This window comes from Variovorax durovernensis (genome assembly GCF_977011995.1).
In genome coordinates this window covers 3,818,205-3,844,165 of sequence record NZ_CDRNCW010000001.1, presented here as the reverse complement: position 1 = coordinate 3,844,165, position 25,961 = coordinate 3,818,205, and the positions used below count along the sequence as shown (strand labels likewise).

The following is a 25,961-nucleotide window of genomic DNA, read 5'->3' as shown; positions in this document are numbered from 1 at the left end:
ATTGCGGAATTCATTATGCCTTCGGAATCTATCGAAATTGCTGGATCTTCAGTTTTTGATAGCAATTTTGGCCAGCAGGTCGACCAGTTCAGGCTCTTCGCCCACGATCCGGGCCAGCGAGATGTCGATGGCAGGCCAGCGCTGGCGAAGCTCTTCGACCTGCAGCGGCAGGTCTTCGCGTGCGTGCTTGCCCATGCCCAGGAAGAGTGGAACGAGCCTGATGGCCGTGGCGCCGGCGGTCACCAGGGCCGCTACTGCGGTGGGAAGGTCGGGGGCGGCCAGTTCCATGTAGGCGCAGGCCACCAGCGCGTCAGGCGTGCGGCTGGTCACGCGCGCGGCCACGGCCTCGATGGGTTCGCGCCAGCGCTCGTCACGCGAGCCGTGCGCCAGCAGGACGATGCCCTGGACCTGCCTGCCTCGTGCCGGCGCCGTCATCGCCGAAGCACCAGCCAGCTGAAGGCCGTCAAGGACATCACCGAGTAGATCAGCCCCGGCGCCGCCGCCGTGAGCCACGGCGACCAGTTGCCGAGGTTGCCGAGGTAGCCGAACACGTTGTTCAGCAGGAAGAAGCTGATGCCGATCATCACGCCGCCGAACACATAGGTCGTGATGCCGGCCTGGCGGAAGTGCAGGTAAGCGAAGGGCAGGGCGAGCACCACCATCACCAGGCACGACAGCGGATAGAACACCTTGCGCCAGAACTCGATCTCGTAGCGCTGGGCGGTCTGGCCGTTGGCGTCGAGGTGGCGGATGTAGTCGAACAGGTCGATCGTGCTCATGCGGTCGGGGCGCAGGAGGGCGACCGACACCATTTCGGCGGTCAGCGAGGTCGGCCAGTTCAGTTCGGGGATCTTGGTGCTGACGATATGGGCCTGGTCGGCCGAGCCCTGTGTGTCGTACTTCTGCTGGTCGACGTCGGTGAGGATCCAGTGGCCGTCGTCGCCGATGCGGGCGGAGGCCGCGAGCGTCTGCGTCTTGATGTAGCCCTTGTCGTCGAACTCGAAGATGCGCGGGCTCTTGAGCGAGCCGCCGCGGTCGATGGCCAGCACATTCACCGCGTACGAGACATCGCCGCGCTTTTCCATGAGCCACGCGCCGGTGTTGCCCGCCAGCGAATACGTGCCCTGGTAGCGCGCCTTGAGCAGTTGCCCGGTGCGCTCCGAGTTCGGCGCCACATAGTCGCCGACCGCGAAGGTCAGCACGACGAAGCTCAGGCCCAGCAGCAGCAGGGTGCGCAGCGCGCGCCACGGGCCCAGGCCGCTGGTGCGCAGGATGGTGTATTCGGAGCTTTGCGCGAGCCGCGCCATGACGAAGATGGAGCCGATCAGCACGGTGATCGGCAGCAGCTCGTACAGGTGGCTAGGGATCAGCAGGGCCACGTAGATCAGTGCCTGCACGGGCCCGTAGTCGAGGCTGTCCGGCTTGCCGATGGACTGCAGTTCATCGACGAAGTCGAAGAAGAAGAAGAGGCTCAGGAAGCCGAGCGTCACGAACGCGACGGACTTCAGCACCTCCACGTAGATCAGGCGTCTTATCGTTTTCACGCGGTGGGTTCGATCTTGGGAGTGGTCGCAGGCGTGGCGGCGCGGACTTTCTTCGCGCGGCGGCCCCAGTTGTTCTGGCGCGCGCTCAGCCATGCGAGGTTGATGAGGAGCACGCCGCCGTGCAGCACAAGCATGAAGCTGCCCATGCTGAAGCGGCCCGAGCTGATCCAGCTCTGGCCCAGGTTGAGCATGTTGTAGTAGACGACGAAGGCGAACAGCGCGAGCAGCATGTTGCCGCTGCGGCCGACGCGGGGATTGGCGCTCGATACGTTCAGCGCCAGCAGCACGAAGTTGATGGCGGTCAGCAGCATGCCGATGCGCCAGGCCAGTTCGCCCCGGCTCATGTCGCTCGGGTCGGTCAGCAGCGACAGCGTGGTGCGGGCGCGCGAAGGCGTGGCGTCGTTGGTGAGCCCGTCGCTGCCGCCGGCGCGGGTGCCGTAGGTCTTGAATTCGCTGATCTTCAGCCCGGTGTTGACCATCGGCTGCTCCAGGCGCTGGCCGTTGTTGAGCAGCAGGTAGCGGGAGTTTCCGATGTTCTCGATGCTGCCGCTGCGCGCCGAGGTGGTGATCTGCATGTTGCGCTCGACCGACCAGATGAAGACGTTGGTGGCCTTGGAGTTGTCCGGCGTTTCCTTGTCGATGAAGAACACCCGCACCCGGCCCGCGGATTCGCGGAATTCACCGGGCGACACGCGCTCGATGTCGCTGCGCTGCTCGTACTGCTTGCGCATGCCGATGGTCTGCGAGTTGGCCCACGGCCAGCCCACCAGCGCCATCACCGCGATCAGGATCAGCACCGGCCAGGCGAAGCGGAACAGCGGCTGCACGAAGTCCATGAGGCCGCGGCCGCTGGAGAACCAGATGATCATTTCGCTGTCGCGGTACATGCGCGAGAGCGTGCCGACGATGGCGATGAACAGGCTCAGGCTCAGGATGGTCGGCATGTAGCCGAGCACCGTGTAGGCCATGACCAGGAACACCTCCTGCGGGTTCACACTGCCCTTGGACGCGAGCCCGAGGGTACGGATGAGCATCATGGTCATCACGATGGTGACCAGAACCACGAGGGTCGCTCCGAAGCTGCGGGACAGCTCCTTGCGTAGGGAAGAATGGAATAACATCGTTCGAGGAAAAAAAGGATTATGGACTTTCAACTCAAGACCCTCACCGTCGCCCAGGCTGCAGCCGAGAAATCCGATGTCCTGATCGTGCTCGTCGGCAGCGCTCCGCTCACCACCAAAGACCCGCTTTCCGTGCTGGCCGCCAGTGCCCGCAAGGCCGGAGACCTGCCCGACAAGGCCGGAAAACTGCTCACGCTCTACCGTCCGGACGACGTCGTGGCGGCCCGCGTGGTGCTCGCGGCCATCGGCGACGGCAAGCCCGGATCGGTGCGCAACGGCGTCGCCGCGGCGGTCAATGCAGCCAAGGCCCACGGGCCGAAGCGGGTGGTCGTGGTGTTCGCGCAGCCCGCGGACGGCGCCGCGGTGGCTTGCGCCGTCACGGCGGCGGCCGACGCCAGCTATGTCTACACCACCACCAAGTCGAAGGCCGAGCCGCGCAGCATCCGCCACCTGACCGTCGGCGTGACCGACGCAACGGCTGTTACCGGCGCTTTCAACGATGCCCGCGCCACCGTGCAGGGTATCGAGCTGGCCAAGGAGTGGGGCAACCGCCCCGCCAACCATGCCACGCCCACGCTGCTGGCCGAGGCCGCCAAGGGGCTGGCCAAGCTGCCGAAGATCAAGTGCGAGGTGCTGGGCCCGAAGGAAGTCGAGAAGCTCGGCATGGGTTCCTTCATGGCCGTGGCGCAGGGCTCGGCCGAGCCGCTGCGCTTCATCGTGCTGCGCTACCAGGGCGGCCCCAAGGACCAGGCCCCCGTGGTGCTGGTCGGCAAGGGCATCACCTTCGACACCGGTGGCGTCTCGCTCAAGCCGGCGGCCGAAATGGACGAGATGAAGTTCGACATGTGCGGCGCGGCGAGCGTGCTCGGCACCTTCCGGGCGCTCGGCGACATCCAGCCCGCGATCAACGTCGTCGGCCTGATCCCGTCGTGCGAGAACATGAACGACGGCCGCTCGGTCAAGCCGGGCGACGTGGTCACCAGCATGAGCGGCCAGACCATCGAGGTGCTCAATACCGACGCCGAAGGCCGCCTGATCCTGTGCGACGCGCTCACCTATGCCAAGCGCTTCGACCCTGCCGCGGTGATCGACATCGCCACGCTGACGGGCGCCTGCGTGGTGGCGCTAGGAGGCGTGCGCAGCGGCCTGTTCTCCAGCGACGAAACGCTGGCCGCCGCGCTGGAAACGGCCGGCGAAGCCTCGCAAGACCGCTGCTGGCGCCTGCCGCTCGACGACGACTACGCCGAGGGCCTCAAGAGCAACTTCGCCGACGTGGCCAACATCGCAGGCCGTGCCGGCGGTGCCATCACCGCGGCCAAGTTTCTGCAGCGCTTTGCAGGCGACTTCGCCTGGGCCCACCTCGACATCGCAGGCACGGCCTGGAAGAGCGGGGCGGCCAAGGGTTCGACCGGCCGGCCGGTGGGGCTGCTGGTGTCGTACCTCACGAGCCGTGCCGCGAGCGGCGCTCCCAGGGCCGCGGCAGCGCCCGGAACCCCGGCTCGAAAGGCCCGGTCCGCCAAGTGACGGAAATCGGCTTTCACTACAACGCGCCGGACAAGCTGAACTACGCCTGCAGGCTGGTTCGAAAAGCCGTCAACGCGCGTGGCCTGCGCGTGGTGGTGATTGGTGACGCGCGTGCGCTCGACCTGGTGGATGCCGCGCTCTGGCAGCTCTCTCCGGTCGACTTCATCGCGCACTGCCGCGGTGACGCACCGGCCCATGTTCTGGCGCGCACGCCCGTCATTCTTTCTTCCGATGGCGCCGACGCAGCGACGCTGCCGCACCGCGAGATGCTGGTCAACCTCGGCCTCGAGGTGCCGGCCGGCTTCGAGCGCTATGAGCGCCTCATCGACATCGTGAGCGACGAAGGCAACGACCGCCAGGTCGGCCGCTCGCGCTGGCGCCATTACGCCGATCGCGGCTACGCCATCCAGCCGCACGACTTCGCAAAGAGTTCCTGACATGGCCAGCACGCTGCGCACGCCGCCCCGTTTCGTTCCCACCCTCACCACGGTGCTCGAGATCCCGGCGGAGCCCGCGAGCCCCGAGCCGCCAGAGGCCCCGCCGGCGACGCAAGCCGACCCCGCAAGCACCATGGCATTGCCACCTGCCGCGCAGCTGTCGCAGGCGGAAATCGTCAGCCTCGAAGAGCAACTGCTGCATCGCGTGCTGCAGCGTGTCGACCTCTCTTTGGAAGAGCGTTTGAGCGACACCGTGTCAGCTGCCGTTCAGCATCAACTCGATGCAATGGTGCCGCGCTTGCGCAATGAAATCGAAGCTGTTCTGCGTGCTCTGGTGATCGAGGCAATGGCCGCCGAACTCAGCGAAAACACAGGGTCTACGCCAGCTTCCGGCGCATAAATCCTCGGCTAAACTGCGCCGCAGGTCGGAAGGGCGTGAGGGTGCCGCTGGTCCGCGGCGCGAAACTTGCGAGGTCTAGCCGCCCGGATCACACGACCGGTTTTTTATTCTTTTCATCCAAGTTCTGGAGGTTCTCATGCAATTGAAATGGACTGCGGTCGCACTGGCTGCAATCACGCTTGTGGCTTGCGGCAAGAAAGAAGAAGCCGCTGCTCCCGCTGCAGCGCCCGCGCCAACCGCCGCTGCTCCGGCTGCCGCACCTGCACCAGCACCTGCCGGGGACACGCTGGTCGTCAAGATCGGTCACGTTGCACCTACCAGCGGTCCCATTGCCCACCTGGGCAAGGACAACGAAATGGGCGCCAAGATGGCCATCGAGGACCTGAACGCCAAGGGCGTCAAGATCGGCGACAAGACCGCCAAGTTCGAACTGGTCGCCGAAGACGATGCAGGCGATCCGAAGCAAGGCACCGCAGTGGCTCAGAAGCTCGTCGACGAAAAGGTCAACGGCGTGGTCGGCCACCTGAACTCGGGCACCACCATCCCCGCCTCCAAGCTGTACAGCGACGCTGGCATTCCCCAGATCTCGCCTTCGGCCACGAACCCCAAGTACACGCGTCAAGGCTTCAAGACCACGTTCCGCGTGGTGGCTGACGACACGCAACTCGGCGGCACGCTGGGCAAGTACGCAGTCGACACGCTCAAGGGCAAGAACATTGCCGTGATCGACGACCGTACCGCCTACGGCCAGGGCGTCGCAGAAGAATTCGAGAAGTCGGCCAAGGCTGCCGGCGCCACCATCGTGGGCCACGAATTCACCACCGACAAGTCGACCGACTTCAACGCCATCCTGACCAAGCTGAAGGCCGCCAAGCCCGACGTTCTGTTCTTCGGCGGCATGGACGCCGTCGGCGGCCCGATGCTCAAGCAGGTCAAGCAACTCGGCCTGAACGTCAAGTTCATGGGCGGCGACGGCCTGTGCACCGGCGAACTGCCCAAGCTGGCTGGCGATGCCATCGGCGAAGACATGGTGGTGTGCGCTGAAGCCGGCGGCGTGGACGGCGACTTCAAGCAGCCGCTGGAAGACTTCAAGGCCAAGTTCAAGACCAAGAACGGCGTGGAAGTGCAGATCTATGCACCGTACGTGTACGACGCCGTCAACGTGCTGGCCGAAGCCATGGTCAAGGCCGGTTCGTCCGACCCCGAGAAGTACCTGCCGGAAGTCGGCAAGGTGCAATACAAGGGCGTGACGGGCCCGATCGCCTTCGACGAAAAGGGCGACATCAAGAACGGCGCGCTGACGCTGTACACCTACAAGGGTGGTGTGCGTACGCAGATCGCCGTGGTGCGCTGAGCCGCGCGGCCGCCGCAAAAGAGAAAGGGCCTTCGGGCCCTTTTTTCATGTCCGCACCAAGGCGGGGTCAGAGCGGCGCGAGACCTGACGGCCGGTCGGCGTTGCAGTACTCGATGAAGGCGTCGAGGTCGCGCGACTTGTCGAACACGGCATCGGCGCCCAGCGCACCGCACCGCGCCCGGATGTCAGCGGTGACGTAGTTGCTCAGCACCACGACCCGCTGGCCGGGCTTGCGCGTCTTGCAGCCTGCCAGCACGCCCAGGCCGGAGCCTTCCTTGAGGAACAGGTCGACGATGAGGAGTTGCCAGTCGTCCGGATGCGCCGCGATCCAAGCCAGTGCGTCCGACTCGGTTTCGGCGAAGCCGACCACGCGGCCGTTGACCAGGTCCTCCAGTGCCGGGACCAGGTTGTCCCTGATGGTCTTGTTGTCCTCGACGAGGAACGTGATGAGGGCCATGCCGTGGTTTCGCTTTGAGAACCAATAGCGTAGCGTGCCTGATGCCGGGGCGGCGTAGGAGAAGGGAGACGGACGGAGAGAGCGGCGCGCGATGCGACGTTCAGTCCGTCTGTCCCGAGCGGATCTTGGCCTTGAGCTTTTCGGCCAGCGCCTGGCTCTCGTCGCGCTCGGCAGTCACTTCGAGACGCTTCTCGATTTCTTCGCTCAGGGCCGCGTTGACCTCGGCCAGCTTCTCGGCGGACTTGGCCAGTTTCTCCTCGAGCTGGCTCGTGTGTTCGATGGCCTGCGCCACTTCTCCGACCTGAACCTCTTCAGGCAGTTCTTGTTCGAGCACTGTGTTCACCACGGCGAGGTTGTCCGATGCCCGCTGCACGTCTGCGGCCACCTGTTCGCTCTTTTTCAGGGTGCTATCCAGCGATGTCTTGCCACGCGGCGAGGGTTGCGGTTGTCCAGCCATCGAGGCTCCTTTGCGGGCTTGAAAGTAAAACCTTTGGATCGTACGCCAGACGAAAGTGCCTGGGGTGCCGAAGCAAGTTGTTGTAACGCAACGCTCCGGCCCGTCTTGCGGACGACAAAAAAGCCCGAGCGCTTGTGGCGACTCGGGCTTTTCCTGATCAGCAATGTTCGCGAACGGTTACGAACAAACAATCTCTGGCGGAGCAGGCGGGATTCGAACCCGCGGAGGGCTATTAACCCTCACACGCTTTCCAGGCGTGCGACTTAAACCGCTCATCCACCGCTCCTGAGCCCACGATTGTAGCAGTCTGTTCAGGTCGGATTCGAAGGTTTGCCTGCCTGGACCATGCGCATTGCCGAAGCGATGAGCGCGGCGGTCTCCGACATGTTGCTCGGCACGATCAGCGTGGTCTTGGAATCGGCCGCCACCTTGCCGTAGGCATCGACTGCGCGCTCGGCCACCTTGAGCTGGACTGCCTGTTCACCGCCCGGCTGGCGGATGGCCGCCGCCACGCGTTCGATGGCATCCGCCGTGGCGGTGGCCACCGCCGTGATGGCGGCCGCTTCGCCCTGCGCATTGTTGATCTGCGCCTGCTTCTCGCCCTCCGAGCGGGCGATGAAGGCCTCGCGTTCGCCGGTCGCGATGTTGATCTGCTCCTGGCGGCGGCCTTCGGAAGCCGCGATCAGCGCGCGCTTGCCGCGCTCGGCGGTGATCTGTGCCTGCATCGCCAGCAAAATTTCCTTCGGCGGCGTCAGGTCCTTGATTTCGTAGCGCAGCACCTTCACGCCCCAGTTGAGCGCGGCCTCGTCGATGGCGGCCACAACCTGGGCATTGATGACGTCACGTTCCTCGAAGGTCTTGTCGAGCTCGAGCTTGCCGATCACGCTGCGCAGCGAGGTCTGCGCGAGTTGCGTCACTGCCACGATGTAGTTCGACGAACCGTAGCTCGCGCGCATCGGGTCGGTCACCTGGAAGTACAGGATGCCGTCGACCTGCAGCTGCGTGTTGTCGCGCGTGATGCAGATCTGGCTGGGCACGTCGAGCGGGATTTCCTTCAGGCTGTGCTTGTAGGCCACGCGGTCGATGAACGGAATCAGGAAGTTGGGGCCGGGCGTCATGGTGCCGTGGTACTTGCCCAGGCGCTCGCGCACCCAGGCGTTCTGCTGCGGCACGAACTTGACCGATTGGCTGATGAAGATGATCGCGATGACCAGGATGATGAGTGGGACCGAAAATTCCATGGTGCGCTTCCTTTTCTGAGTTCTACGGACGTACTGACTAAACCTTGTCGACAACGAGACGGCTGCCGATCATCTCGACCACGCGGTGCTCGCCAGTCGAAGGCGCGCGGCCCGCGCGGGGCACCACCGTCCACTGGGCGCCCCGGTAGCGCACGGTGGCCGTGCCGTCGGCGTTCCATGCCTCCACGTGCACGATCTCGCCGATGTCGAGGTTCAGGTCGGGGTTGGCGCCACTGGGTGGGGCGGGCGGGCGCTTGCGTTGAATGGAATACCAGACCAGCACGGCCCCCACGCCGATCACCGAGGCCACGATCAACTGCGTGACGATGTCGAAGCCCAGGTGTGCCGAGATTGCCGCCCCGGCAAAGCCCGCGGCCAGCAACAGCAGGTAGACCGTGCCCGAAAGCAGCTCGGCCACGATGGCCGCCCCCGCGATCAGCCACCAGACGGTGGAATTCGCCATGTTGTCGACTCCTCTTCTTGCTTGTTCGATGCGCGCCATTCTGCGGCATTGCCCCCAAGCGCTTGTCCTGCGTAGGGGTACTGGCGCCGGGTCGGCGCGGCCCTTGCCCGCCTGCAGCGGATGGCTTGCGGCAAGCTGACCGGATTCTTCATCTGAATTCCGTACACTTCGCGCCTCGTCTCATTGCCTGACCCGGAGCCCCGCTCATGAAATTCCGCTTTCCCATCGTCATCATCGACGAGGACTTCCGCTCCGAAAACACTTCGGGCCTCGGCATCCGCGCGCTCGCGCAAGCCATCGAGACGGAGGGCTTCGAGGTGCTGGGCGTCACGAGCTACGGCGACCTGAGCCAGTTCGCCCAGCAGCAAAGCCGCGCCAGCGCCTTCATCCTGTCGATCGACGACGAGGAATTCACCGTCGGCCCCGACCTCGACCCGGCCGTGCTGAGCCTGCGCAACTTCATCGGCGAAGTGCGCCGCAAGAACGCCGATGTGCCGATCTACATCTACGGCGAGACCAAGACCTCGCGCCACATTCCGAACGACATCCTGCGCGAGCTGCACGGCTTCATCCACATGTTCGAGGACACCCCCGAATTCGTGGCGCGCCACATCATCCGCGAGGCCAAGAGCTACCTCGAAGGCGTGCAGCCTCCGTTCTTCAAGGCGCTGATCGACTACGCGGAAGACGGCTCCTACTCGTGGCACTGCCCGGGCCATTCGGGCGGCGTGGCGTTCCTTAAGAGCCCGGTGGGCCAGATGTTCCACCAGTTCTTCGGCGAGAACATGCTGCGCGCCGACGTCTGCAACGCCGTGGAAGAACTGGGCCAGCTGCTCGACCACACCGGCCCGGTGGCGGCCAGCGAGCGCAATGCGGCGCGAATCTTCAACGCCGACCACTGCTTCTTCGTGACCAACGGCACCAGCACCAGCAACAAGATGGTGTGGCACCACACGGTGGCGCCGGACGACGTGGTGGTGGTCGACCGCAACTGCCACAAGTCGATCCTGCACGCGATCATCATGACCGGTGCGATTCCCGTGTTCATGAAGCCCACGCGCAACCACTTCGGCATCATCGGCCCCATTCCCAAGAGCGAGTTCGAGCAGAGCGCCATCAAGGCCAAGATCAAGGCCAACCCGCTGCTGGCCGACGTGGACCCCGACAAGGTCAAGCCGCGCGTGATGACGCTCACGCAGTCGACCTACGACGGCGTGATCTACAACACCGAGACCATCAAGAACATGCTCGACGGCTATGTCGACACGCTCCACTTCGACGAAGCCTGGCTGCCGCATGCCGCCTTCCACCCGTTCTACGGTGCCTATCACGCGATGGGCAAGCGCCGCGTGCGCCCGAAGGAATCGCTGGTGTTCGCCACCCAGTCCACCCACAAGCTGCTCGCCGGCATCAGCCAGGCCAGCCACGTGCTGGTGCAGGACTCGCAGAACCGCCAGCTCGACCGCGACCTCTTCAACGAGGCCTACCTGATGCATTCGTCGACCAGCCCGCAGTACGCGATCATCGCGAGCTGCGACGTGGCCGCCGCCATGATGGAGCCGCCCGGCGGCACCGCGCTGGTGGAGGAGAGCATCCTGGAGGCGCTCGACTTCCGCCGTGCCATGCGCAAGGTCGAGGAAGAATTCGGCAAGGACGAGTGGTGGTTCAAGGTCTGGGGCCCCGAGAAACTCGTCGACGAGGGCATCGGCCGCGCCGAAGACTGGATCATGCACGGCGAGAAGAATGGCCCGTCCAAGGCCAAGAGCAAGAAGTCGCCGCGCAACTGGCACGGCTTCGGCGAGCTGGCCGACGGCTTCAACATGCTCGACCCGATCAAGTCGACCATCGTGACGCCCGGCCTCGACCTTGAAGGCAACTTTGCCGAGACCGGCATTCCCGCCAGCGTGGTCACCAAGTTCCTGGCGGAGCACGGCGTGATCGTGGAGAAGACCGGGCTGTACAGCTTCTTCATCATGTTCACCATCGGCATCACCAAGGGCCGCTGGAACACGCTGCTCACGGCGCTGCAGCAGTTCAAGGACGACTACGCGCGCAACCAGCCGATGTGGCGCATCCTGCCGGAGTTCTGCCAGCAGCACCCCGGCTACGAGCGCCTCGGCCTGCGCGACCTGTGCCAGCACATCCACCAGCTGTACGCGCGCTACGACGTGGCACGCCTCACGACCGAGATGTACCTGAGCGACCTGACGCCGGCCATGAAGCCCAGCGACGCCTTCGCCCACATTGCCCACCGCAAGACCGAGCGCGTAGAGATCGATGAGCTAGAGGGCCGCATCACCACCAGCCTGATCACGCCGTACCCGCCGGGCATTCCGCTGCTGATCCCGGGCGAAGTGTTCAACAAGAAGATCGTCGACTACCTCAAGTTCTCGCGCGAGTTCAACCTGCAGTGCCCGGGCTTCGAAACCGACATCCACGGCCTGGTGGCGCGCGTCGACGAGACGGGCAAGAAGCGCTACTACGCTGACTGCGTCAAGCAAGTGAAGTAGGGCCCAGCCTGCCGGCCGGACCGATCGAAGTGCTGGCCTAGCCTTCGCGCACCCGCATGAAGCGGGCGAAGCGGGGCAGGCCCTTCGTGGTGGTGCCGTTGTAGCGGTAGGTCACCCAGCTGCCGATGGCCGGCGGATTCTCACGCTCGGCGTCGGTCAACCCGGTGCCGAGTTTGAAGCGCTTGCCGTCGGCCGTCTCGACCAGCAGCGCGCCCAGCCGGCCGGCATGCTTGCCTTTGCCTGGCACGTGCTCGACCACGCGGGCCTCGGCGTCTTCGTACGGCTTGACCTTCAGCAGATCGTTGTTGCGCTCGCCACGGTACTGCGAGCTGCCGCGGTGGAGCATCAGCCCCTCGCCGCCCATCTTCACCGTCTTGTCGAGCAGCGACTGCAGTTCTGCGTGCGTGGTCGCGCGCTCCTGCGGAACGGCCACGACCCACGGTGCGTCGGTGATCGGCAGCAGCTTGCGCAGTGCGCCCAGCCGCGCAGTGAAGTCGCCGGGCTGGTTGGGCAGGTCGAACACCATGAAGCGCATCTCGTGCCATGCGATGTCGTTGGGTGTCTGGCTGCGCACCGTCGCCACCGCATGCGCGAACCGGCCTCGTCCTGCCCACAGCTCGCCATCTAGCGGCTGCGCCGGCAGCGCAGCGGTGAACCATGCGGGGGCCGCGATCCGCTCGCCGCTGCGAGTCCAGAGTTGCTTGCCGTCCCAGTAGCCGCGCACGCCGTCGTACTTCTCGCTCACCCAGTAGTCGTGCAGCGACATGCCGGGGCGATAGACGTCGGCCAGCATCAGCGAGGGGGCCGCCGCGCGTGCGAACGCGGCGGGCGCGGCAACGAGGCCGAAGGCGGCAAGAAGCAGGGAGCGTCGGTTCAGCACGATGCTATGAAATGAATAGCGAGCCACGGCCATCTGGTGGCCGTGCCGGGTCTCAATGGCTGGATTTACTCGGCCATCCCGCCGACGACGTTGCTGAAGCCGCCGTCCACATAGGTGATCTCGGCGGTCACGCCGCTGGCCAGGTCGCTCAGCAGGAAGGCGGCCACGTTGCCGACTTCCTCGATCGTCACGTTGCGGCGGATCGGCGAGGCGTCGGCCACGGCCGCGAGCATCTTGCCGAAGCCCTTGATGCCGCTGGCCGCCAGCGTCTTGATCGGGCCGGCACTGATGCCGTTGACCCGCATGCCCTTGGGGCCGAGCGAGGCGGCCGTGTAGCGCACCGAAGCTTCGAGCGAGGCCTTGGCCAGGCCCATGGTGTTGTAGTTGGGCAGCGCGCGCTCGGCGCCCAGGTAGGTCAGCGTGAGCAGGGCCGACTTGTCGTTGAGATAGGGCAGGGCCGACTTGGCCATGGCCGGGAAGCTGTAGGCACTGATGTCGTGCGCGATCTTGAAGCCTTCGCGCGAGAGCCCGTCGAGGAAGTCGCCGGCGATGGACTCGCGCGGCGCGAAGCCGATGCTGTGCACGAAGCCGTCGAACTTGGGCCAGGTCTGCGCCAGATCGGCGAAGAGCTTGTCGATTTGCGCGTCGTCGCCCACATCGCAGTCGAAAATGAGTTTCGAGCCGAAGTCTGCGGCATATTCGGTGATACGGTCCTTGAATCGCTCGCCGACGTAGCTGAAGGCGAGCTCCGCGCCCTGTTCATGACAGGCCTTGGCAATGCCATAAGCAATGGAGCGATTGCTCAATACACCAGTGATCAGCAGTTTCTTGCCGGAAAGAAAGCCCATGAAGTTGCCTCGTGAAAATCTTGGGCAGAATTCTCGCATGCGGTTTCTCTGGGCCTGGTCGTTGATGGTGTGTGCGGTTCCCGCGTGGGCCGCGCATGGTTATGCACTCTGGGACGACCTGAAGTACGCGCCCGATTTCAAGGCCTTCGATTACGTCGATCCGGCGGCGCCCAAGGGCGGCGAACTGCGGCTGGTGAGCAACCTGCGCGTTTCCACCTTCGACAAGTACAACCCGTTCACCATCAAGGGCTCGGCGCCGGCCTACCTCGACAGCCTGCTGTTCGACACACTGCTGACCGGCTCCATGGACGAAACCGCCTCCGGCTACGGCCTGCTGGCTGAAGACGTCACCGTGGCGCCCGACCGCCGCAGCGTGACCTTCCGCTTGCGGCCAGAGGCCCGGTTCCACAACGGCCTGCCGGTCGAGGCGGCCGACGTGAAGCACAGCTACGACACGCTGATCGGCCCCTACACCTCGCCCGGCTACAAGACGCTGCTGCAGGAGGTCGACGGCGCCGACGTGGTCAATGCCCGCACCATCCGCTTCCGGTTCAAGACGCCGAACCGCGAGCTGCCCCTCATCGTCGGCAGCCTTCCGGTCTTCAGCCGCGCATGGGGCGTGGAGAACGGCAAGGCCAAGCCCTTCGACCAGGTGGTGATGGACATCCCCATCGGCAGCGGCGCCTACAAGATCGGCCCGGTGCGCTTCGGCAAGGACATCACCTACGTGCGCGACCCCGGCTACTGGGGGCGCGACCTTCCCGTGAATCGCGGTTCGCACAATTTCGACCGCATCACCGTGAAGATCTACAAGGACAACACGGCCCGGCTCGAGGCGCTGAAGGCCGGCGAGTTCGACATGATGAGCTTCTACTCGGCCGGCGACTGGGCAAGGCGGGTCAACGGCAAGCGCTTCAACACCGGGGAACTGATCAAGCGCGAGTTCCAGCACAAGAAGCCCGCGGGCTTCCAGAGCTTCGTGCTCAACAGCCGCCGCGAGAGGCTGAAAGATCCGCGCGTGCGCGAGGCTCTGGGCCTGGCGCTCGACTACGAATGGATGAACCGGCAGATGTTCTATGGCGGCTACCCGCGCGTGAAAGACCTGTTCGGCAACACCGACTGCGAGGCCCAGGGCCTGCCGTCGCCGGAAGAAAAGGCCTTGCTCGAACCCTGGCGCGGCAAGATCCCCGACGCGAGCTTCGGGCCGATGTACACGCCGCCCGTCACCGAGGGCGAGGGCCATTCGCTGCGCAACAACCTGCGGCGCGCGCGCGACCTGCTGAAAGAGGCCGGCTGGGAGTATCGCGATGGCGCCCTGCGCAACGCCAAGGGCGAGGCCATGACGCTCGAGTACCTCGACAGCAAGGAAGGCGGCGTACGCACCGTGTCGCCGTGGGTCCGCAACCTCGAGAAGCTTGGCATCACGCTGAATTTCGCGACGGTCGATTTCGCGCTCTACCAGGAGCGGCTCGACCGCTTCGACTTCGACATCACCACCATCAACTTCCCGGGCACGAACAACCCGGGCCAGTCGCTGCTCGAAATCTTCGGCAGCAAGGCCGCCAAGACGGAGAGTTCGGGCAACTACATGGGCGTTTCGACCCCGGCGGTCGATGCCCTGCTCAAGGACATCGTCGATGCCGACACCAAGGCCGACCTGATGCCCGCCTGCCGCGCGCTGGACCGCGTCATCATGCACAGCCACTACCTGATTCCCCAGTGGACGCTGACCTCGCACCGCATCGTCTACGACGACTGGCGCCTGGCGTTCAAGTCCCCGATGCCGCCCTATGCCGGCGGTGAAGACTGGGTCATGGGCACCTGGTGGGCCAGGCAGCCGCAGAAGCAATCGAACAAGTAGAAGAGAAGGAAACAGCCAGTGCTCTCCTATGTCCTCAAGCGATTGCTGTTGTTCATTCCGACCCTGCTCGGTGTGCTGCTCGTTACTTTCCTGGTCATCCAGTTCGTGCCTGGCGGGCCGGTCGAGCAGTACCTGGCCGAGGCCAAGACGGCGGGCCGCGGCGGAGGCGGCGGCGGTTTCGAATCGGGTGGCGGCAGCTACCGGGGCAACCAGGGCGTGGACCCGAAGCGCCTGGAGCAGATCAAGGCGCTGTATGGCTTCGACAAGCCGCCGCACGAGCGCCTGTGGCAGATGCTCGGGCAGTTCGCGCGATTCGACCTCGGCAAGAGCTTTTTCCAGAACAAGGATGTCTGGACGCTGATCCTCGAGAAGCTGCCGGTGTCGATCAGCCTGGGCTTGTGGACCTTCTTCATCAGCTATGGCGTGGCGGTGCCGCTGGGCGTTGCCAAGGCTGTGAGGGCGGGCACGCGCTTCGACCTGATCAGCACGCTGATCGTGCTGATCGGCTATGCCATTCCGGGCTTCGTGCTCGGGGTGGCGTTGCTGGTGATCTTCGGCGGGCAACTGCAGTGGTTCCCGCTGCGCGGGCTGACTTCCGCCAACTGGGACGAACTCTGCTGGGGGGCGCGCATCGTCGACTACCTGTGGCACATCACCCTTCCGGTGACGGCCATGGTGCTCGGCAGTTTCGCGGTGACGGCGATGCTCACCAAGAACGCTTTCCTCGAGGAAATCCGCAAGCAATACGTGCTGACCGCGCGGGCCAAGGGGCTGGGCGAGAGGCAGGTGCTCTGGAAGCACGTGTTCCGCAATGCGCTGATCCCGATCATCACGGGCCTTCCATCGGCCTTCATCGGCGCCTTCTTTGCGGGCTCGCTGCTCATCGAGACCCTGTTCTCGCTCGACGGCCTGGGCCTGCTGGGCTACGAGAGCGTGATCCGCCGCGACTATCCGGTGGTGCTGGGCACGCTGTACCTCTTCACGCTGATCGGCTTGGTGACGAAGCTGATTTCCGATCTCTGCTACGTATGGGTGGACCCGCGTGTCAAATTCGAATGAACATGGGCTCGCCCCCAGGCTGCGCGCACTTCGTGCCGCTTCGCCGTCCCCCTGCCGGGGGCAACACCTGAGGCCCGGCGGGGCCGGTTCCTCGGTGTTTCTGGAATGGACTCTGCGGACTGCAGGCGCGGTGGCATCAGTGGGGCTGATGTACCCATGGTGAGCAGCTCGACCCATGTCTCGCCCGGCCGCCGTGCCTGGCTTCGCTTCAAGCGCAACCGGCTCGGTTACTGGAGCCTGGTGCTCTTCACCGTGATGGTGGTGCTGAGCCTGTTCGCCGAGGTGCTGTCGACTGACAAGCCGCTGGTGCTGCGCTATGAAGGCCGCACTTATTTCCCCGTGCTGCGCGACTACTCCGAGAAGACTTTCGGCGGCGACTTCGAGACGCCCGCCGACTACCTCGACCCGTACATCCGCGACCGGATCACCAAGGGCGACAACTGGGCGATCTATGCGCCCAACCCGTACGGCCCGAAGACGCTCAACTACTTTGCAAAAGCGCCCAGTCCGGCCGCTCCGACGGCCGACAACATCTTCGGCACCGACGACCGTGGCCGCGACCTGCTCGCGCAGCTGATCTACGGTTTTCGCGTGAGCGTGCTGTTCGGCCTGGCGCTCACGGCCATCGGCACGGTGCTGGGTGTGGCCGCTGGGGCGGTGCAGGGCTATTTCGCGGGCAAGATCGACCTCGCGTTCCAGCGCTTCATCGAAATCTGGAGCTCCATGCCGGAGCTCTACCTGCTGATCATCTTCAGCGCGATCTTCGCGCCCAGCGTGGCGCTGCTGCTCATCCTGCTGAGCCTGTTCGGCTGGATGGGGTTGGCCGACTATGTTCGCGCCGAGTTCCTGCGCAATCGCCAGATGGACTACGTGCGTGCCGCGCGTGCCCTCGGCGTGAGCAATCTGCAGATCATGTGGCGGCACATCCTGCCGAACAGCATGGTGCCGGTCGTCACCTTCCTGCCGTTCCGCATGAGCGCGGCCATCCTGGCGCTGACTTCGCTCGACTTCCTGGGCCTGGGAGTGCCGCCCGGCACGCCGTCGCTCGGAGAACTGCTGAGCCAGGGCAAGGCCAACATCGACGCCTGGTGGATTTCCATTTCCACCTTCGGCGTGCTGGTCGTCACGCTGATGCTGCTGACTTTCATGGGCGATGCGCTGCGCGATGCGCTCGATCCGCGCAAGGCTGACAAGTGATGAGCGACAACAACAACAAAACCGGCCAGCCCCTGATCGATGTGAAGGGCCTGCGCGTCGCGTTCGGCGGCAAGGAGGTGGTGCACGGCATCGACTTCCAGATCGCCACCGGTGAAAAGCTGGCGCTCGTCGGCGAGTCGGGGTCGGGTAAGACCGTCACCGCGCTGTCGCTGCTGCGGCTGGTGCAGAACGCTGATGTAACCGGCGAGGCGCGGCTCTTCGGCGCAGAGCGCCAGCAAGCACCGCGCGATCTGCTGTCGATTCCGGAGCGCGAGCTGCGCGGCATCCGCGGCAAGGAGATCGCGATGATCTTCCAGGAGCCGATGACCGCGCTCAACGCGCTCTACAGCGTGGGCGACCAGATCGCCGAGGTGCTCGAGCTGCATGAAGCCTTGTCGGCCCGCGCCGCGCAGGCCGCCGCCGTGCAACTGCTGGCCGACACCGGCATTCCCGAGCCGGCGCGGCGGGCGAGGGCGTTTCCGCACCAGCTGTCGGGCGGCCAGCGTCAGCGCGCGATGATCGCGATGGCGCTCGCCTGCAAGCCGCGCCTGCTGCTGGCCGACGAGCCGACCACGGCGCTCGACGTCACTGTGCGCGCGCAGATCCTGGAGTTGCTGGCGGATCTCCAGCGCAAGTACGGCATGGCCGTGCTGCTGATCACGCACGACCTGAATCTGGTGCGCCGCTTCGCCGACCGCGTGGTCGTCATGGAGAACGGCCACATCGTCGAGCATGGCGCCGTGGCCCCGGTGTTCGACGCGCCGCAGCATCCCTATACGCGCAAGCTGATCGACAGCCATCCGACGCGCGACGTTGCCGCGGTGGCGGGCAGCCCTGGCACCGTGCCGGTGCTCGAGGCCAAGGCGCTGCGCGTGATCTATCCGGTGCCGAAGCCCGGCATCAGCGGCTGGTTTCGCAAGGGCGAATTCGTTGCTGTGCAAGGGGCGGATTTCCGCATAGTGCCGGGCGAGACGCTCGGAGTTGTCGGCGAGTCTGGCTCGGGCAAGTCGACGCTCGCGCTGGCGGCGCTGGGCCTGCTGAAGCACCAGGGTGCGCTGAAGATCGCCGGCAAGGACTGGGCTGTCGACCGTGCGTCCGACCTGGGGTTGCGCCGGTTGATGCAGGTCGTGTTTCAGGACCCGTTCTCGTCGCTGTCGCCGCGCATGACGGTGGAGCAGATCGTGGGCGAGGGGTTGCGCGTGCATGCGCCCGAACTCGGCGCCGAGGCGCGCCGGACCCGTGCGCTCGCTGCGCTGGCCGACGTGGGGTTGACCGAATCGCAGTTTCCGTCGCTGCTCGACCGCTATCCGCATGAGTTCTCGGGCGGCCAGCGACAGCGGCTGGCCATTGCGCGGGCGCTGATCGTCGATCCGCAACTGCTGGTGCTCGACGAGCCGACCAGCGCGCTCGACGTGACGATCCAGAAGCAGGTGCTGGGCCTGCTGCAGCGGCTGCAGCGCGAGAGGGGGCTGAGCTATCTGCTGATCACGCACGACGTGGAGGTGATCCGGGCCATGGCCCATCAGGTCATCGTGATGAAGGACGGGGCCATTCTGGAAACCGGGCCTGTCGAGCGCGTGCTCGACAAGCCCGAGCATCCCTATACAAAAAAACTGGTGGCCGCCGCGCTGCTGGAATAAACGGAGCAAGCAAGAAATGTCGGAAACCGGACGCGACCGGCGCGAGGCCTGGCGCGCGGCGCTGGCCTGCATGGTCACTCTTGCGGTGGCAATGGGCCTGGGGCGCTTTGCTTTCACGCCCATGCTGCCCATCATGCTTCACGAGGGAAAGCTGGAACTGGCGGCCGGCGGGGTATTGGCGTCGCTCAATTACCTGGGCTATTTCCTGGGCGCGGTCACTTGCGCGGCCATCGGCATCAAGGCGTCGACCATGGTGCGCGGCGGGCTGGTCGCCACGGCGCTGCTGCTGATCGGCATGGGTCTGTTGCACAGTTTCACCAGTTGGGGCGTGCTGCGCTGGACCGCGGGCGTTATGAGTGCGTGGGTTTTCGTCTTCGCGTCGGGTTGGGGGTTGCGAAGGCTGGCCGAGACAAACTCGCCCATGTTGGGTGGCGTGATCTACACCGGTCCCGGCATCGGAATCGCGATGACTGGCTTGCTGGGCGGCGCGCTCGGACGGTGGGGCTCCGAGGCCGGGTGGATCGGACTGGGCCTGCTGGCTTTTGTGCTGATCGCGGTGATCTGGCGGGTTTTCGACGATGGGCAACTGGCGTCAGGCAAGGCGGCCACGTCGGCTGCCGCTGCTTCGGGCGCGACGGCGACGGGTACGGATCGCAGCGATGCGATCTGGCTGGTATCGCTCTACGGGCTGGCGGGCTTCGGCTACATCATCACGGCCACTTTCCTGCCGGTGATTGCGCGCCAGGCGCTGCCTGACTCGTCGTGGCCGGACTATTTCTGGCCGCTGTTCGGGCTGGCCGTCATTCCAGGGGCATTGATCGGCGCCCGCGCGCCGACGCATTGGGACAACCGGCTATTGCTGGCCGTGGCCTATGCGCTGCAGGCGCTTGGCGTGGTGCTGTCGGTTGCCTGGCCGACGATCGTCGGTTTCGCGTTCGGCAGCTTGCTGCTAGGCATGCCATTTACCGCCATCACGCTTTTCGCGGTGCGGGAAGCGCGGCGGCTGCGCGGAAATGCGGCGGCAGGGTTGATCGGCTATGCCACGGCGTCATATGGAGTGGGGCAGATCGTCGGGCCGCTCTTCGCGGCGCCGCTTGCGCAACGCACCGGCTCTTTCGAGCTGCCTTTGCTGGTCGCGGCGGCTGCTTTGGCGCTCGGATCGGTCTTATTTGCAGTGGTCTGGTCCAAATCTCGCCGTCTGATGACAGTTTGAATGGTCGAGGCCCTTCATTTATCACGTGAATAGCATATAATTCGAGGCTCACGACCAAACGGGCGGGTACCAACCGCCCGTTTTTTTTGGTCTATGCATTCTCGAGCTTTCTGGCTTTCTTCATGCAGGTGGCACTCACGGCGGGCGGGTGACACGGAAACCGATTCTTAAAAAGGCTTTTTCGAACACGTGGCATTGCAGCAAATAGTGGAACAAACCGTAGCCGGTCTTGGCTACGACCTGGTAGAGATCGAGCGCTCCGCCGGGGGATTGCTGCGCGTGACGATTGATTTGCCCTGGACGGTCCCCACCTCCGAAGATGTGGCTGCCGGCGTGCCCGAGCCCTTCGTGACGGTGGAAGACTGCGAGAAGGTGACCCGCCAGTTGCAGTTCGCGCTGGAGGTCGATGGTGTCGATTACAAGCGGCTCGAGGTGTCCTCGCCGGGTATTGACCGTCCGCTGCGCAATGAGCAGGATTTCGAACGTTTCGTGGGCGAGGTGATCGACATCACGCTCAAGGCGCCCATGGGCGCCGCCGCGGCGGGCCAGGTGTCGGCCAACCGCAAGAAGTTTCGCGGCACGCTGGAGCGTGCTGCAGCGGCAGAGGGGGCTGACGCAGCCCCGGGCTGGCAAATCGTGTGGAGCGAGGCGCCGGAACCCAAGCCGGGTCAAAAAGTGAGCAAGAAGCGCGCGCCTGCACCGTTGCATGCGCTGGGCTTCGTGCTGGACGAGCTGCGCGAGGCGCGGCTCGCGCCCATTGTGGATTTCAAGGGCCGCAAGGCCAAAACCCAACCGGGTTTTTCGGATATTGACGACGGAACGCAAGTTCCGGAATGACAGAGGAGTGGTGGCATGAATCGCGAAATGTTGATGTTGGTGGATGCGATCTCGCGCGAGAAGAACGTCGAGCGTGACGTTGTTTTCGGCGCGGTCGAGTCCGCACTGGCGCAAGCCACCAAGAAGCTCCATCAGGGCGACGTGGACATCCGCGTGTCGGTCGACCGCGACAGCGGCGACTACGAAACCTTCCGCCGCTGGCACGTCGTTCCGGACGAAGCCGGCCTGCAACTGCCCGACCAGGAAATCCTGCTTTTCGAAGCCAAGGAAGAAATGTCGGACATCGAGGTCGGCGAGTACATCGAGGAGGCGGTCGAATCGGTGCCGATCGGCCGTATCGGTGCCATGGCTGCCAAGCAGGTCATCCTTCAGAAGATCCGCGACGCCGAGCGCGAGATGCTGCTCAACGACTTCATGTCGCGCGGCGACAAGATCTTCGTGGGCACCGTCAAGCGACTGGACAAGGGCGACATCATCGTCGAGGCCGGCCGTGTCGAAGGGCGCCTGCGCCGCAGCGAGATGATCGCCAAGGAGAACCTGCGCAATGGCGACCGCGTGCGCGCCATGATCATGGAAGTCGACCTGACGCTGCGCGGCGCGCCGATCATCCTGTCGCGCTCTGCTCCCGAGTTCATGGTCGAGCTGTTCCGCCAGGAAGTGCCTGAAATCGAACAGGGCCTGCTCGAAATCAAGAGCTGCGCCCGTGACCCCGGTTCGCGCGCCAAGATCGCCGTGCTCTCGCACGACAAGCGTGTCGACCCGATTGGCACCTGCGTCGGCGTGCGCGGCACCCGCGTGAACGCCGTGACCAACGAGCTCGCCGGCGAGCGTGTTGACATCGTGCTGTGGAGCGAAGACCCGGCCCAGTTCGTGATCGGTGCGCTGGCCCCGGCCAACGTGTCGTCGATCGTGGTGGACGAAGAAAAGCACGCCATGGACGTGGTAGTCGACGAGGAAAACCTCGCCATCGCCATCGGCCGCGGCGGCCAGAACGTGCGCCTGGCTTCCGACCTCACCGGCTGGAAGATCAACATCATGGACGCCAACGAGTCGGCCCAGAAGCAGGCGACCGAGACCGACGCCAGCCGCAAGCTCTTCATGGAAAAGCTCGACGTCGACGAGGAAATCGCCGACATCCTCATCTCCGAAGGCTTCAACAGCCTCGAGGAAGTCGCGTACGTGCCGATTTCCGAAATGCTGGAGATCGAGGCATTCGACGAAGACACCATCAACGAGCTGCGCGCGCGTGCCAAGGATGCGCTGCTCACCATGGAAATCGCCAAGGAAGAGGGCGTCGAGGCCCAGTCGCAGGTTTCCCAGAACCTGCACGACCTCGACGGGCTCGACCCCGAGCTGATTCCCAAGCTGATCGCAGCGGGTGTGAACACCCGTGACGATCTTGCCGACCTCGCGGTCGATGAACTCACCGAGATCACCGGCCAAAGCGCCGATGACGCCAAAGCCCTCATCTTGAAAGCCCGCGAACATTGGTTCGCCGGCCAAGAGTGACGGTCATGGAGGCACGAAACCAATATGTCCAGTACCACTGTCGCCGAGTTCGCGAACGAGCTCAAGAAGACTCCCGAAACCCTGCTTGACCAGCTCAAGAGCGCAGGCGTGCCCAAAGCGGCCGTCACCGATGCGCTCACCGAGGCTGACAAGCAGCGCCTGCTTGGCCACCTCAAGGCCAGCCACGGCACTGTCGAGCCTGAACGCAAGAAGATCACGCTGACCAAGAAGTCGACCAGCGAGATCAAGCAGGCCGACGCCACCGGCCGCGCCCGCACCATCCAGGTCGAGGTGCGCAAGAAGCGCACCTTCATCCAGCGCGAAGACGGCCATCCGGCTTCGCCCGAGGCTGCACCGCAAGCGGCGGAAGCGCCCGCCGCGGCACCCGCCGCTCCCCGCGTCGATGAGGCCGAACTGGCCCGCCGCGAGGAAGAAGCGCGCCGCCAGGCCGAACTGATCCGCCGCCAGGAAGAAGAGCTGGCCGAAAAGCGCCGCCTGCGCGAAGAAGCCGAAGCCCGCGAACGCGAACAGGCCGAGAAGGCCGAGCGCGCAGAGAAGGCTGAGCAGGAAGCCGCACGCGCGGCCGCCGAGAAGAAGGCCGCCGCCGAGGCAGCCGCTGCCGCAGCGGCCGCCAAGAGCACTCCCGCCAAGCCGGCTGCGCCCGCACCCGCTCCCGCAGTGACGGCAGCGGCCGCCGCGGCAGCCGCTGCCGAGCAGCAGGCTGCCGACACCAAGCTCGCCGCGCAGAACGCCGCCGCGCAAGCCAAGGAAGACGCGAAGGCCAAGGCCGCCGCCGAATCGAAGGCCCGTGCCGACGAAGAAGCCGCTCGCGCCAAGGACCTCGACGAGCGTCGCCGCAAGGCCCTGGCCGAAGCCGAAGCCATTCGCGCCATGATGAACGCACCGGCCCGCGTGCTGGTGCCGCACAAGGCGCCCGAGAAGCCGCAGCCCGAGAAGGCCGCGGTCAAGGGCACGCTGCACAAGCCGGCCACGCCTGCGGCCCGCCCTGGCGCGCCCGCGGCGCCCGGCGCTGCAGCCGCACCCGGCGCAGCCGCCGGTGCCGGCAAGGAAGTCAAGTCCGCCAAGCTCTCTTCGAGCTGGGCTGGCGATCCTGCCAAGAAGAAGGAAATCAAGACCCGCGGCGACGCCAGCGGCGGTGTCGGTCGCGGCAACTGGCGCGGAGGCCCGCGTGGTCGCCGTGGCAACGACCGCGGCGGTCACGACGAGCAACACGCACCGGCAGCACCGGTCGAGGCGCGCATTCTCGAAGTGCACGTGCCCGAAACCATCACCGTGGCCGAACTCGCGCACAAGATGGCCGTCAAGGCACAGGAAGTCATCAAGCAGCTGATGAAGCTCGGCCAGATGGCGACCATCAACCAGTCGCTCGACCAGGACACCGCAATGATCCTGGTGGAGGAAATGGGTCACAACGCGGTGGTTGCCGCGCTGGACGATCCGGAAGCCTTCACCGACGAGGACGTGTCGGCGCAAACGGCGGAAGCACTGCCGCGCGCACCGGTCGTGACCGTCATGGGCCACGTCGACCACGGCAAGACCTCGCTGCTGGACTACATCCGCCGCGCCAAGGTCGCAGCGGGCGAAGCCGGCGGCATCACGCAGCACATCGGCGCGTACCACGTGCAGACCGAACGCGGCATGGTGTCCTTCCTCGACACCCCGGGTCACGAGGCCTTCACGGCCATGCGTGCCCGCGGTGCACAGGCCACCGACATCGTGATCCTGGTGGTGGCGGCCGACGACGGCGTCATGCCCCAGACCAAGGAGGCCATCAAGCACGCGAAGGCGGCGGGTGTTCCGATCGTGGTCGCGATCAACAAGATCGACAAGCCCGATGCCAACCTGGACCGCGTCAAGCAGGAACTGGTGGCCGAAGAGGTCGTGCCTGAAGAGTACGGCGGCGACGTTCCGTTCGTCGGTGTGTCGGCCAAGACCGGCCAGGGCATCGACGACCTGCTCGAGCAAGTGCTGCTGCAGGCCGAAGTGCTGGAACTCAAGGCGCCGGTGGATGCCGCCGCCAAGGGCCTGGTCATCGAAGCCCAGCTCGACAAGGGCCGCGGCCCGGTCGCTACCGTGCTGGTTCAGTCCGGCACGCTCAAGACCGGCGACGTGGTGCTGGCCGGCTCGACCTATGGCCGCGTGCGCGCCATGCTGGACGAAGACGGCAAGTCGACCAAGGCCGCTGGCCCGTCGATCCCGGTCGAAATCCAGGGTCTGACCGAAGTGCCGCAGGCGGGCGACGAGTTCATGGTGATGAGCGACGAGCGCCGTGCGCGCGAAATCGCGACCTACCGTGCCGGCAAGTTCCGCAACACCAAGCTGGCGAAGGCGCAAGCCGCGAACCTGCAGAACATGTTCACCGACCTGTCGGCCGGCGAAGTGCAGACGCTGCGCATCATCATCAAGGCCGACGTGCAGGGCTCGCAGGAAGCGCTGGCCCAGTCGCTGCTCAAGCTGGCGACCGACGAGGTCAAGGTTCAGATCGTGTACGCCGGCGTGGGTGGTATCAGCGAAAGCGACATCAACCTGGCCATCGCCTCGAAGGCGGTCGTTATCGGCTTCAACGTGCGCGCCGATGCCGGTGCGCGCAAGCTGGCCGAGGGCAATGGCATCCAGCTGAACTACTACAGCATCATTTACGACGCCGTGGACGAGATCAAGGTCGCGATGTCGGGCATGCTGGCACCGGAGCGCCGCGAGGAAATCATCGGCTCGGCCGAGATCCGCACGGTGTTCGTTGCCTCGAAGATCGGTACCGTTGCAGGTTCGTACATCACCTCTGGCTCGGTCAACCGCAGCGCGCATTTCCGCCTGCTGCGCGACAACGTGGTGATCTACACCGGCGAAGTCGATTCGATCAAGCGCATGAAGGACGATGTCCGCGAAGTCCGCGAAGGTTTTGAGTGCGGTATCAAGCTCAAGAACTACAACGACATCAAAGAGGGCGATCAGCTCGAATTCTTCGAGATCAAGGAAATCGCCCGGACGCTGTAAGCGTTCGACGCGAAAGAGTCCATGCCGAAAAGAAAAGCCGCCGCCCCCAACCGCGCGTTCAAGGTCGCCGACCAGATCCAGCGTGATCTGACGGAACTGATCGCGCGCGAGTTGAAGGACCCGCGCGTGGGCATGGTCACGATCCAGGCTGTCGAGGTGACGCCCGACTATGCGCACGCGAAGGTCTTCTTCAGCATGCTCACGGGCGACGTGACCGAGACCACCGAAGCGTTGAACCAGGCCGCGGGCTTCCTGCGCAACGGCCTGTTCAAGCGCCTGCATATCCACACCGTGCCCACGCTGCACTTCTTGTTCGACCGCACTACCGAGCGTGCGGCCGACATGAACGCGCTCATCGCGCAAGCCGTCGCTTCGCGCTCGAAAGACGACTAGC

At 65.1% G+C, this 25,961-nt stretch carries 23 protein-coding genes and 1 tRNA gene; 14 read left to right on the top strand and 10 right to left on the bottom strand.

The window, feature by feature from the left end; genetic code table 11:
* Nucleotides 1-48 precede the first annotated feature (48 nt).
* The 3 genes from ACWV14_RS18265 to lptF are packed head-to-tail and all read right to left on the bottom strand — an operon-like array spanning nucleotide 49 to nucleotide 2,665.
* Nucleotides 49-435 carry a sirohydrochlorin chelatase gene (locus tag ACWV14_RS18265; protein ID WP_454902947.1) on the bottom strand — a complete coding sequence of 129 codons (387 nt, stop codon included), beginning with the start codon at nucleotides 433-435 and terminating at the stop codon, nucleotides 49-51.
* Entirely contained in the window at nucleotides 432-1,544 is a 1,113-nt protein-coding gene (gene lptG, locus ACWV14_RS18260; protein ID WP_455342661.1) for an LPS export ABC transporter permease LptG, read from the bottom strand. The genes ACWV14_RS18265 and lptG overlap by 4 nt, the downstream gene beginning before the upstream one ends.
* Nucleotides 1,541-2,665: an LPS export ABC transporter permease LptF gene (gene lptF / locus ACWV14_RS18255; protein ID WP_454902945.1), complete on the bottom strand. Its 1,125-nt coding sequence runs from the start codon at nucleotides 2,663-2,665 to the stop codon at nucleotides 1,541-1,543. Before lptF ends, lptG begins: the two co-directional genes overlap by 4 nt.
* Before the next feature lie 21 nt (nucleotides 2,666-2,686).
* Between lptF and ACWV14_RS18250 the strand changes: the two genes are divergently transcribed.
* The 4 genes from ACWV14_RS18250 to ACWV14_RS18235 all read left to right on the top strand — a co-directional run bounded on the left by ACWV14_RS18250 (nucleotide 2,687) and on the right by ACWV14_RS18235 (nucleotide 6,380).
* Nucleotides 2,687-4,189 (top strand): leucyl aminopeptidase, encoded by a 1,503-nt coding sequence (locus ACWV14_RS18250; RefSeq protein ID WP_454902944.1) that lies wholly within the window; start codon nucleotides 2,687-2,689, stop codon nucleotides 4,187-4,189.
* Nucleotides 4,186-4,626 (top strand): DNA polymerase III subunit chi, encoded by a 441-nt coding sequence (locus tag ACWV14_RS18245; RefSeq protein ID WP_454902943.1) that lies wholly within the window; start codon nucleotides 4,186-4,188, stop codon nucleotides 4,624-4,626. The genes ACWV14_RS18250 and ACWV14_RS18245 overlap by 4 nt, the downstream gene beginning before the upstream one ends.
* 1 nt (nucleotide 4,627) lies before the next feature.
* Entirely contained in the window at nucleotides 4,628-5,026 is a 399-nt protein-coding gene (locus ACWV14_RS18240) for a hypothetical protein (RefSeq protein WP_422086857.1), read from the top strand.
* A 136-nt stretch (nucleotides 5,027-5,162) separates the two neighbouring features.
* The gene (locus tag ACWV14_RS18235) at nucleotides 5,163-6,380 is read left to right on the top strand and encodes a branched-chain amino acid ABC transporter substrate-binding protein (protein ID WP_454902942.1); all 1,218 of its coding nucleotides are present in this window, start codon (nucleotides 5,163-5,165) and stop codon (nucleotides 6,378-6,380) included.
* Between the two features lie 67 nt (nucleotides 6,381-6,447).
* Here the strand turns inward: ACWV14_RS18235 and ACWV14_RS18230 are convergent, their stop codons facing one another.
* The 5 genes from ACWV14_RS18230 to ACWV14_RS18210 all read right to left on the bottom strand — a co-directional run bounded on the left by ACWV14_RS18230 (nucleotide 6,448) and on the right by ACWV14_RS18210 (nucleotide 8,998).
* Entirely contained in the window at nucleotides 6,448-6,837 is a 390-nt protein-coding gene (locus ACWV14_RS18230; protein WP_081270538.1) for a response regulator, read from the bottom strand.
* Nucleotides 6,838-6,937: 100 nt separating this feature from the next.
* Complete coding sequence (locus ACWV14_RS18225) at nucleotides 6,938-7,294, bottom strand: hypothetical protein (protein WP_454902941.1); 357 nt, start codon at nucleotides 7,292-7,294, stop codon at nucleotides 6,938-6,940.
* 195 nt (nucleotides 7,295-7,489) lie between these two features.
* A tRNA-Ser gene (locus ACWV14_RS18220) sits at nucleotides 7,490-7,580 on the bottom strand.
* Between the two features lie 25 nt (nucleotides 7,581-7,605).
* Nucleotides 7,606-8,535: an SPFH domain-containing protein gene (locus ACWV14_RS18215; RefSeq protein ID WP_093054740.1), complete on the bottom strand. Its 930-nt coding sequence runs from the start codon at nucleotides 8,533-8,535 to the stop codon at nucleotides 7,606-7,608.
* 37 nt (nucleotides 8,536-8,572) lie between these two features.
* The gene (locus ACWV14_RS18210) at nucleotides 8,573-8,998 is read right to left on the bottom strand and encodes an NfeD family protein (RefSeq protein ID WP_422086854.1); all 426 of its coding nucleotides are present in this window, start codon (nucleotides 8,996-8,998) and stop codon (nucleotides 8,573-8,575) included.
* Nucleotides 8,999-9,204: 206 nt separating this feature from the next.
* On the opposite strand from ACWV14_RS18210, the gene ACWV14_RS18205 reads away from it, so the two are divergent.
* A complete protein-coding gene (locus tag ACWV14_RS18205) occupies nucleotides 9,205-11,508 on the top strand; it encodes an arginine/lysine/ornithine decarboxylase (protein ID WP_285410274.1) in 2,304 nt (767 codons plus the stop codon).
* Nucleotides 11,509-11,545: 37 nt separating this feature from the next.
* Here ACWV14_RS18205 and ACWV14_RS18200 read toward each other — a convergent pair whose 3' ends face one another.
* Both ACWV14_RS18200 and fabI read right to left on the bottom strand, forming a co-directional pair.
* Complete coding sequence (locus ACWV14_RS18200) at nucleotides 11,546-12,388, bottom strand: DNA ligase (protein WP_454906010.1); 843 nt, start codon at nucleotides 12,386-12,388, stop codon at nucleotides 11,546-11,548.
* Between the two features lie 65 nt (nucleotides 12,389-12,453).
* The gene (fabI, locus tag ACWV14_RS18195) at nucleotides 12,454-13,236 is read right to left on the bottom strand and encodes an enoyl-ACP reductase FabI (RefSeq protein WP_130424770.1); all 783 of its coding nucleotides are present in this window, start codon (nucleotides 13,234-13,236) and stop codon (nucleotides 12,454-12,456) included.
* Between the two features lie 37 nt (nucleotides 13,237-13,273).
* On the opposite strand from fabI, the gene ACWV14_RS18190 reads away from it, so the two are divergent.
* The 9 genes from ACWV14_RS18190 (at nucleotide 13,274) to rbfA (ending at nucleotide 25,960) form a co-directional block, all read left to right on the top strand.
* On the top strand, nucleotides 13,274-15,097 hold the full coding sequence (locus tag ACWV14_RS18190) for an extracellular solute-binding protein (RefSeq protein ID WP_454902940.1): 1,824 nt from the start codon (nucleotides 13,274-13,276) through the stop codon (nucleotides 15,095-15,097).
* Nucleotides 15,098-15,115: 18 nt separating this feature from the next.
* A complete protein-coding gene (locus ACWV14_RS18185) occupies nucleotides 15,116-16,156 on the top strand; it encodes a microcin C ABC transporter permease YejB (protein WP_454902939.1) in 1,041 nt (346 codons plus the stop codon).
* 156 nt (nucleotides 16,157-16,312) lie between these two features.
* Complete coding sequence (locus ACWV14_RS18180) at nucleotides 16,313-17,353, top strand: ABC transporter permease (RefSeq protein ID WP_454902938.1); 1,041 nt, start codon at nucleotides 16,313-16,315, stop codon at nucleotides 17,351-17,353.
* Nucleotides 17,353-18,993 carry an ABC transporter ATP-binding protein gene (locus ACWV14_RS18175; protein WP_454902937.1) on the top strand — a complete coding sequence of 547 codons (1,641 nt, stop codon included), beginning with the start codon at nucleotides 17,353-17,355 and terminating at the stop codon, nucleotides 18,991-18,993. The genes ACWV14_RS18180 and ACWV14_RS18175 overlap by 1 nt, the downstream gene beginning before the upstream one ends.
* Before the next feature lie 16 nt (nucleotides 18,994-19,009).
* Complete coding sequence (locus ACWV14_RS18170) at nucleotides 19,010-20,206, top strand: YbfB/YjiJ family MFS transporter (RefSeq protein WP_454902936.1); 1,197 nt, start codon at nucleotides 19,010-19,012, stop codon at nucleotides 20,204-20,206.
* Nucleotides 20,207-20,395: 189 nt separating this feature from the next.
* On the top strand, nucleotides 20,396-21,043 hold the full coding sequence (gene rimP, locus ACWV14_RS18165; RefSeq protein ID WP_454902935.1) for a ribosome maturation factor RimP: 648 nt from the start codon (nucleotides 20,396-20,398) through the stop codon (nucleotides 21,041-21,043).
* A 15-nt stretch (nucleotides 21,044-21,058) separates the two neighbouring features.
* Nucleotides 21,059-22,552, top strand: coding sequence for a transcription termination factor NusA (gene nusA / locus ACWV14_RS18160; protein WP_454902934.1), 1,494 nt, complete (start codon nucleotides 21,059-21,061; stop codon nucleotides 22,550-22,552).
* A 24-nt stretch (nucleotides 22,553-22,576) separates the two neighbouring features.
* Nucleotides 22,577-25,567: a translation initiation factor IF-2 gene (gene infB / locus ACWV14_RS18155; protein ID WP_454902933.1), complete on the top strand. Its 2,991-nt coding sequence runs from the start codon at nucleotides 22,577-22,579 to the stop codon at nucleotides 25,565-25,567.
* A 21-nt stretch (nucleotides 25,568-25,588) separates the two neighbouring features.
* Entirely contained in the window at nucleotides 25,589-25,960 is a 372-nt protein-coding gene (rbfA, locus tag ACWV14_RS18150) for a 30S ribosome-binding factor RbfA (RefSeq protein ID WP_081270552.1), read from the top strand.
* The last annotated feature ends 1 nt before the right edge of the window (nucleotide 25,961 follow it).